Below are 1,156 nucleotides of genomic sequence, written 5' to 3'. Positions count from 1 at the left end.
CCATTAATCAAACAGTTAACCGAAGCTGCATTAGCTGCTGAACTCGATTCACATCTGGTTCAGGACGTTGAAGCCAACCGTAAAAACGGCTCAGGCAAAAAGACCGTTAAAACACCCACTGGCAGCTTTGAACTGGCCACGCCCCGCGATCGCAATGGTACTTTTGAACCTCAGTTGGTGAAGAAGCACCAGACCACACTTTCCGATGAGATCGAGCGCAAGATCATCCGTATGTTCGCACTTGGCATGAGCTATAAAGATATCAGCCAGGAAATTGAGGATTTATATGCTTTCAGCGTGTCCAGTGCCACCATCAGCGCGGTCACCGATAAAGTTATTCCTGAGCTGAAACAGTGGCAACAACGCCCGCTGGAAGCGGTATACCCCTTCGTCTGGTTGGATGCTATCCACTATAAAATCCGCGAAGACGGGCGTTATCAGAGCAAAGCGGTCTACACTGTTCTCGCCCTGAATCTGGAGGGCAAAAAAGAGATACTGGGCCTGTATCTGTCTGAAAGTGAAGGCGCTAATTTCTGGCTGTCGGTACTGGCCGATCTACAAAATCGTGGTGTGAACGATATTCTGATTGCCTGTGTGGATGGTCTGACAGGGTTCCCGGAAGCGATAAACAGCATTTACCCCGATACAGAAGTTCAGTTGTGCGTCATCCACCAGATCCGTAACTCGATAAAATATGTCGCATCGAAGCATCACAAGGCGTTTATGGCTGATTTAAAACCAGTTTATCGTGCGGTATCAAAAGAGGCAGCGGAAATCGCACTGGACGAACTGGAAGAAAAATGGGGCCAACAATATCCAGTGGTACTTCAGTCGTGGCGGAGAAAATGGGCCAATCTGTCGTGTTACTTCCGATATCCGGCAACGATCCGCAAGGTCATTTACACGACAAACGCCATTGAATCGGTGCATCGGCAGTTCAGAAAACTAACAAAAACGAAAGGCGCGTTCCCGAATGAAAACAGTCTGTTGAAATTACTGTATCTGGGATTAATGAATGCGCAGGAAAAATGGACAATGCCGATCCAGAGCTGGAATTTGACATTGTCCCAGTTGGCGATTTATTTTGAAGGCCGCCTCGATAAAGTGATTACGTTGTAATGATTTTTTAACGTGACACAGAATTATGAACGCTCTC

1 protein-coding gene is annotated in these 1,156 nt (G+C 47.1%); it reads left to right on the top strand.

Annotation, left to right across the window (positions count from 1 at the left end):
* Positions 1–1,119 (top strand): IS256 family transposase (locus YALDO0001_RS22695; RefSeq protein ID WP_042840663.1); only part of this gene is annotated, 1,119 nt, incomplete at its 5' end.
* Positions 1,120–1,156: the final 37 nt, after the last annotated feature.

Source organism: Yersinia aldovae ATCC 35236, from assembly GCF_000173735.1.
GTDB classification, from domain to species: domain Bacteria; phylum Pseudomonadota; class Gammaproteobacteria; order Enterobacterales; family Enterobacteriaceae; genus Yersinia; species Yersinia aldovae.
This window is presented reverse-complemented; position numbering and strand designations above follow the sequence as displayed.